At 35.1% G+C, this 8098-nt stretch carries 7 protein-coding genes and 1 pseudogene; 6 read left to right on the forward strand and 2 right to left on the reverse strand.

Annotated features, from left to right (window positions below):
- Positions 1-16 precede the first annotated feature (16 nt).
- Positions 17-634, forward strand: a complete 618-nt coding sequence (locus GY23_RS17145; protein ID WP_075620405.1) for a cyclase family protein — start codon at positions 17-19, stop codon at positions 632-634.
- A gap of 226 nt (positions 635-860) precedes the next feature.
- Here GY23_RS17145 and GY23_RS17150 read toward each other — a convergent pair whose 3' ends face one another.
- Positions 861-1847, reverse strand: coding sequence for a Gfo/Idh/MocA family protein (locus GY23_RS17150; protein ID WP_075620406.1), 987 nt, complete (start codon positions 1845-1847; stop codon positions 861-863).
- Positions 1848-2038: 191 nt separating this feature from the next.
- Here GY23_RS17150 and GY23_RS17155 point away from each other — a divergent pair, with 191 nt between their 5' ends.
- The 3 genes and pseudogenes from GY23_RS17155 to GY23_RS17165 all read left to right on the forward strand — a co-directional run bounded on the left by GY23_RS17155 (position 2039) and on the right by GY23_RS17165 (position 5335).
- The gene (locus tag GY23_RS17155; RefSeq protein WP_075620407.1) at positions 2039-2392 is read left to right on the forward strand and encodes a winged helix-turn-helix transcriptional regulator; all 354 of its coding nucleotides are present in this window, start codon (positions 2039-2041) and stop codon (positions 2390-2392) included.
- A 1036-nt stretch (positions 2393-3428) separates the two neighbouring features.
- Positions 3429-3625 (forward strand): annotated as a pseudogene (gene groEL, locus GY23_RS18885) (chaperonin GroEL); the annotation flags it as partial.
- A gap of 273 nt (positions 3626-3898) precedes the next feature.
- Complete coding sequence (locus GY23_RS17165) at positions 3899-5335, forward strand: glycosyltransferase family 2 protein (RefSeq protein ID WP_075620409.1); 1437 nt, start codon at positions 3899-3901, stop codon at positions 5333-5335.
- Here GY23_RS17165 and GY23_RS17170 read toward each other — a convergent pair whose 3' ends face one another.
- Entirely contained in the window at positions 5336-6733 is a 1398-nt protein-coding gene (locus GY23_RS17170; protein ID WP_075620410.1) for a WD40/YVTN/BNR-like repeat-containing protein, read from the reverse strand. It lies immediately after the preceding gene.
- Between the two features lie 120 nt (positions 6734-6853).
- On the opposite strand from GY23_RS17170, the gene GY23_RS17175 reads away from it, so the two are divergent.
- A complete protein-coding gene (locus tag GY23_RS17175; RefSeq protein WP_075620411.1) occupies positions 6854-7828 on the forward strand; it encodes a phosphotransferase in 975 nt (324 codons plus the stop codon).
- A gap of 51 nt (positions 7829-7879) precedes the next feature.
- The coding region (locus GY23_RS17180) for a hypothetical protein (protein WP_211270701.1) at positions 7880-8098 on the forward strand (219 nt) is incomplete at its 3' end.

Consider the following 8098-nt stretch of genomic DNA (forward strand, 5'->3'; position numbering starts at 1 on the left):
GAAGGGGTGATTAAATATGAAAATGCATGATGTAACAGGTGCAATTTATGAAGGAATGACCGTGTACAAGAACAAACCGGAAAAACAACCGAAATTAAATACAATCACAAATGGATATGTGACAGAGACACGGCTGGATTTCGACGTGCATACAGGAACACATATCGATGCCCCTCTACACATGGTCACTGATGGTGATACGTTTGAAACGATTCCATTAGACAATCTTACAGGACAGTGTAAAGTATTCGACTTAACTGAAGTGGAAAATGGAGTTTCAAAAGCTGACTTAGAAGGGTTTGACATTCAAAAGGGCGATTTTGTTTTACTAAAAACGAAAAATTCATTTGAGGAAACATTTAATTTTAATTTTATTTTTCTCGCACAAGATGGTGCAGAATATCTTTCTGAAGTAGGTATTCGAGGGGTTGGAATTGATTCACTTGGAATTGAAAGAAGTCAAGAAGGGCATCCAACACATAAAACGTTATTTGCAAATAACATCATCATAATAGAAGGACTTCGCTTAAAGGAAATTGATCAAGGGCAATACTTTATGGTGGCAGCACCATTAAAATTAATGGGTACAGACGCTTCGCCTGCAAGAGTATTGCTATTTGAGGGGCTAAGATAACCATTTTGAAATTAGTTATTAAGCGTTTCTACAAGGAGAGATTCTATATATAAAATGATGGCGATCGACCTTGATGGGACGTTACTCACTGACGAATTAATAATTCCCCCTAATACAATCACTGCTATTCAAAATGCGGTTGCGAGGGCCATTATTAAATAATCGAATATTAAGGAACATATGTCTTGTTACACAAATGTTCCTTAATATTTTTATATACATTGGTTTACTTAAGGTCATTTGGAAAGACAAGTCGTATTTCTTTTCGGACTTTATCCAACACTTGCATTGTAGTGAATGAGTTTTCAAATGAGTTTGTAGTGGATTCCGTTTTCTGTTGGCTGATTAAATCAATAAATTCTTTCAATTCATAATACATAGCGGGATGAGATTGCTCGACAGTTAATGGTTCAATTGTCCCGTCATTGTAATGAATTTCTACTTTTTCTGCCGAATGGATCTTATCAATAATCATGCTGCCTTTTTCACCTTGGATTTCGCTTGGTAAATAAGAGTTGGTAATTTTTGAATACATCACAACTGCATCTTTATCATCGTATTTCAATATGACACTACCTTCACCATCCACACCTGAATCCAGTATAAGACCTGTTGCCTTCACTTCTTTTGGTTCACCAAATAATGTAACAAGCGGATACAAACAGTAGACGCCAAGATCCATTAATGAACCGTTCGCAAAGTTTGGATTGAAAGCATTCAGGACAATGCCTTCTTTGTATTTATTATAACGAGATGAATACTGACAATAGCTTGCAAAGTATCTACGGACAGGACCAATTTTATGTAAGTTATCTTGAATAACCTTGAAGTTTGGAAGTAGTGTTGATTTCATTGCTTCCATTAATAGGACGTTATGATTTTTTGCTGCTGCTATCATCCTAGCTACTTCTGTTGCATTAGCAGCCAGGGGCTTTTCACATAAAACGTGTTTGCCATTCTGTGAAAATAAAATTGCTTGTTCTGCGTGTAATGAATTTGGAGTAGCAATGTAAACCGCGTCAATTTCTTCGCTAGCAGCCATTTCTTCTAAGTCTGTAAATATTTTTGTTATACCGTATATGCTGGCAAATTCTTCAGCTTTCTCATTCGTTCGAGAATAAACTGCTGTTAGTTCGAAATTTTCTACAGCCTTTGCCGCTTCAAGTAATCTTTCTGTAATCCAATTAGTACCGACTATACCGAATCGAACCATTTTTTTACCTCATTTCTTTGTTTTGTAATTTAAAACTTTGATATGAATTTTAGTATATCCAAAGGAGAGTGATGTACTAACTATGTAGCATTTAGTATAATTAGTATATGATAAAAATCAAAGTACGAACTTTTTCCACACATAGTATTCAAAAGTATACTAATTAATCTAAAGGGAAGGAGGGGAAGTAGATGCCTAATTTGGGGGAGAAAGTGTTTAATTGCGAAAAGGAACTGACACTTTCTATCATTGGTGGTAAATGGAAAATGTTGGTGCTATGGCATTTAGGTAAAGAAGGAACCAAACGCTTTGGTGAATTAAAAAACCTTATGCCGGGAATTACACAACGGATGCTTGTTAATCAATTACGTGAACTTGAAGATCATTTGATCGTACATCGCGAAGTTTATCCTGTTGTTCCACCAAAAGTGGAATACTCACTTACAGAACAAGGAAGAAGTTTGATTCCGATTCTTGATTCGATGTATGAATGGGGTAAAGATTATATAAGGAACAATTTGGAAAAGGAAAAGAAAAATAAATAATGTAGCCTGAATAAAGGCCATCCACCAGTTTAATGAACTGGTGGATGGCCTTTTCTTCCATGTTGCATCTAATCGTGAGAAATTAGCACAGGAACATTTGAATTAAAGTTAATTTTTGTGCTTTCATAAGGGTGGAAATTTGATTAGTATTACTTATTATTAATTACGTTGAGTGATATTCTACTGATGTAAAATTACATTTCATTTTTATTTTCATTTGCATTTGCACTGGCGGTGTTAAGGTTTTTTAAAGAATTTAATTCGTTGCATAAAGCCTACTCATATGAGTGGGCTTTTATTAAAAATGAGAACTCATATTTCACCTCAAACCAAAAAACCTGATGCTTTTTATGCACCCACGTAGTGTATCAAAGATTAGTTCGTTTAATTTTGATTTCATTGTACAAATATTGCACCAAAACAACCAGCGTAGTAATATTTGGGAAACTAAATAATTCATATCCGCCGAGTAAAAGATTAATTTCATAGTAAACAGAAGCACATATTCCTCCTATGTTTATAGAGTGTTTAACTATAGTAATAATTTGCAATTATTCCTCCAATTAATGTAGCAACTAAAGAGTTAATTATGGCTAACACAAAAAAGAATGATTGCGGGAAAATTTTATCTTCCTCGTATACCAATGCAAATAGGGTTAAATACTGGACACATAATCCATTTAAAAGTCATTATCTAGAGTAAAAGATGTTGCAGAACATGCTACATGAAAGTTGACATATCGCGCTTTAATCAACTTATATTCACTTTCGTTCAACATATTACAAATTGAAGGATTTATGAGTGGCATGATGTAATTCATCAATAAAAAAAGCGTGTAAACCTTGGTAATACAAGGTTTACACGCTTTTTTCTTTGTTCCCAGTGGATTGATTTTTCGGCTCCTGTGTCAAAAAGAATAGATTTTGGATCTATGTTTATTATTTTGGGGGGATTATAGTTTAATTTATGGAGAATTCTCTTAAATAATATACTGCTTTGAATATTACTTTGGAATACCCGTTCAGAAAATCGACTAAACGCGAAGAAATCGGTTTCGGTTTCAACGCAGCGAACGGTACATAGGTGAACATAATAGACGCAGGAATCGTGGATCCAACTAAAGTAACGCGTTTTGCCCTTAAAACGCTGCATCTGTAGCTACATTATTCTTAACTACAGAAGCAGTAGTTGCAAACCTACCTGAAAAAAATCCAATGGGCGAAGTGATGTGATTTTCGTCTAGAAACCTTTGTGTATAAATGTTTTTTAGGTTAGATAAAAGTAAAAGGTTAACATTTTGCCTTGGGAAAGGATTTCTAAAAATTATATTAAATGAGGACAGCTGCCTTTAAATCTTTAATCGTTCTCTCATACTATATGGAATATAAGCGGCAGCTTGAAAGCACCCCCTATGGAACGCTTTTTATTATTTCAATGGGGGTAAGAAAAAAGCTGTATGAATCGCTGATTTATTAATCACTTAAAAAGGGAGGAGAGAGTGGATATTGAAACCGACTTTATCAATCATAATAACCGGAAAAGCAGATGATGAAAATTTAGAGCAATTATTCAGGGTAGCGCAAAACTTACATTATTCTGAGCTAATCTTACTACTGAGCGGTTCATCCAACAATAAAGATTATCTAATTTATTCCAATCATGATGTAAAAGTACTTCATTTTGGTTCAGAAATAATAAGTCACAAAATGCGGGTACACGGAGCAAAAATAGCAAAGGGAAATATATTACTATTCATGGATACAAAATTCTTAATAAATTTCAAAGAAATAAGATCGCTGATACTTTGTGTAGAAAATAAAAAAGCAGATTTAGCTCTTAGCACCTTTTCAGATACACCCCAGCCAGGTGTTATCAATTTTGAATCAGTAGAATACATTCTCAATATTATCTCTAATCGGAGAGACCTTTTGTGCAGTTCGCTCTATAATGTCCCTTTTGCTATCAGTCGAGAAGCTTTAAAAATTATTGGAGCAGATAGCCTGGCAGTCCCTCCATTAGCAAAAATGAATGCAATAAAAAAGGGCTTAGTTATCGAAGTTTTTAATCACTCCAAAAATAATTTGAACAAGTTAAACGAAAAGGAAGAATCACTGATAATGGAAGAATTTTTACAATCAACGTCATCTTGGTTGAACAGTTACGGCAGAAGAAGTGGATATACGAATTTAGGGCGAAGATTTGACGTATTAGAACTTCAAAATTATGAGATACTGTCCTACCATTCGGGAGTTACTGCGATAATTTCTGCCTCCAATGAAGAGGAGACCATCGGCAATGTAATCAGAAGTGCCTTTGATGCGGGTGCTACACAAGTAGTAGTTGTAGAGAACGGTTCAACTGATGCCACTGCGAAAATAGCTAAAGAAGCAGGTGCAAAAGTCTTATCCTTCTCATATAGATTAGGGCACGATGTTGGCAGAGGAGTAGGGGCTTTGAACTTTCCTTCAGCACATTACTTATTTCTTGATGGAGACATGGTTCTTTCAGTAGAGGAACTAATTCCATTTATTACTGCTGTTACCAAAGGAGGAATAGATGTAGCCTTAAATAATTTAAGTAATTTAGTGAAGCATCCTGAATGGGATGAGGTAACCTGGTCTAAATTTTTTCTAAATAATTCATTAAGCCGAAAAGACTTGGATGTAAATACTCTAACCGCAGTTCCGCATGCTATAAATGGAAGAGCAGTTAATATAATCGGAGTTGCGAATTTGGCAGTTCCTACAATAGCGATGGTAAGAGCTGTATTATCAGGATTAACCGTTAAAGCAATTCGTGAAGTAGATGTAATATCGAAAAATAGAATAAGAAGCGAATTACATTACAGCAGTAGAGGAAACTTAGTTGAACAACTTATTATAGGAGATATGTGTCAGGGATTGTACGAAATAATTCTTCAAAAGCATGGGAGGGTCATTTAATTAAATTTCTATCCACTTTGGCTGATCAGCAACCCAAATAAACGGACTACTTTTTGAACTATCATCTTTAAAATAACCGATTAATTTCCCAGTAATAGTAGCTGAAAAATAACTTAACCCTTCTACGGGTCCAGTAGGTTGTTGTGTATAATCCCAAAGCACGTAATAATTGATTCCGTCCATAGTGGCGGTTAACAATCCTCTCGGAGATTCTGTAGGGAGATAAGCCACATTTTGATGAGTAATGAAGGTTCCAGTTGCGTCAGCTGGAGTGCCAATCTTATCAATAAAGAATGCTTCGTGCATTTGGGAGTTAAGGGCTCCGGCTGATAAGCGGTTTGTCGTTTTATCCAGACGGAAAAAACCACGTCCTTTATTATCATCCATTCCGAAGATTAGACAATGTGGTAGTATAGCTAAGTCGGTAAATTGCACAGGTGACTCACCCTCAGGCCACAAACTACTCCAGTTTTGTCCCCAATCATCAGTGAACCATACATTTGTTTTCTTAGAGCCATCACCACTCAATAACCAAATTCTACTTTCGTATGGATCAAGTTTTATATTGTGGAAATGCCATGAATCAATAACGGGGGCTTGGAAAATACTTTGCCAGCTTTGACCATAATCCCGAGAAATATATGCTTTAAGTATTTGGTTAGATTTTCTTGGCTGCAGGACATATGGAGCGAAGAGTATAATATTATCATACGATTCAAGTCCCCAAAAACTGTTGGCATCTGACACAGTATCTAACACTGCTACTTTATGGATACTTTTTTCATTAGGATCACTTTTCCACACTTGCAAACCTTTTTTGCCATCTAAATTATTACCGATAATTAGCAATTCCCTTGAAGATAGTTTTTTAAATCTGCTAATGTTGCCCTGAGTAAATGGACTTTGAATCGGAATCCAGGATATTCCTAAATCTGTCGACTTATATAGATTTAGACCACCGTATGCATATATTGTGCCATCAGGTGTAACGTCAGATATTTCTCTTCCTATGGTAGACCGAATGATAGGGCTTAATCTTGCTGGAACAGGGGTATAACGTTTAGTACTTCGTGTAGTTTCATTCTGTAAGGTAAGGTTTGACACGAATTTGACCTTTACGGTGAAAAAGTTATCATGCGCCAGGTCTCTAACGTATTTAATGTGTGTTGCGTGTTGGATGTCAGCATAAAAAATTCCGGGAATCATTATATACTCTTGAGGTATACCGCTGTTAATTGGACGAACCAATAATGAATCCCAGGTCAGTCCGTCATCACTTGAGAATTCAAAGTGGATGACGGCACTTATTGGTGTTGCAGTGGGTTTAACATTAAAAATCGCGAGGCACTTATCAATTGAAATCATTTTATTCACTTGCATTAATACATAATCCGACATTTTTCTATCCCTCTTTTCGACAATTAATTAGGTAATATTAATAGTGTCATAGAATAGAATATGATGTAGAAATATGCTTTATGAAAAATTACAAAGAAGTAATTTGGGGGAAGTGAATAAATGGAAATAGTCGATGTGCTTAAAATAAAGTACGGCATTAGTTCTGTATTCATTAAACAGCTTAGAAATAATATTTATAAAATCCAAACTACAGAGAAAACTTATGCATTGAAGGTCTATGATTGGGCAGTTAATCATAATTTTCTTTATACACTCCATCAGCAGTTAAAAAATAATGATTTTAATTATTTTCACCAAATTATTCCGACTTTGGATAGATTAAATTCTGTAACTGAAGGTAAGTTAATTTACACATTGAGCGAGTGGATTGAAGGGGTTAAACCCTCTTTTTCAAATAAAGACCACTTGATAAATGCCTCGGCATTCTTGGCCACCTTCCACCAGGCAGCCTTAGCTTCTGATTATAGTATCAAAGCAAAAGGACCAAACGATTTTTTACTTCCTATATCATTTTATGATGTCAGAGTTGGTCAATATTACAATCATATTATTTATGAAAAATTAAAAGCGTGGGTTCAACAGTTTGGAACCGATACGTTAAGAATAGCACTGGAAAGAATGGAATACGCGGAATACATTTTTCCTTTAAATAGCTATAAAGAGTTAGTGGTGAAAGAGGAAGAAAAAAATACATTTGTACATGGTGATTATAATTCTTCAAATTTGATTTTATCATCAAAAGGTCAAATGTATGTTTTAGATTTTGATGATAGTTCCTCTTACTTAAGAGTTAGCGATTTAGTCTTCTTATGCCATCTCTACATGGGAAAAGAGGGAGAAAGGCTTCTTGATATATTAAAGTCCTATCACCGGGTGAGACCATTAAGTGAAATAGAATTTGAATTTTTAAAATCACAACTATTTGTCCCTGGAAAAATTTATTGGGAAATGTATTGTAAATTATTATTAGATCAACAGGTTAGTAAAGAGTGGATTAATCAAAATCTTTCTATGTACACTGTTAACACAGTCTACAATAAAATTAAAATATTATCATATTCCGACCTATCCTAAGGTTTGTTTGAATAAGATGAGATGATTACATTATGTAGAAAGGAGATCAGAATGCCGAATCAATTTCCTGTAGGTTCTGTGGATTATACATTGGAAAAGATGGGGAAGCCAGCACCAGCAGTAACGACGACACCGGTACCACCAGTAACAACAACACCAAAACCACCAGTAACAACAACACCAAAACCACCAGTAACAACAACACCAAAACCACCAGTAACGACAACACCAAAACCACCAGTAACGACAACACCAAAACCAAAACCAAAA

Source organism: Paenisporosarcina indica (assembly GCF_001939075.1).
Lineage (GTDB): Bacteria > Bacillota > Bacilli > Bacillales_A > Planococcaceae > Paenisporosarcina > Paenisporosarcina indica.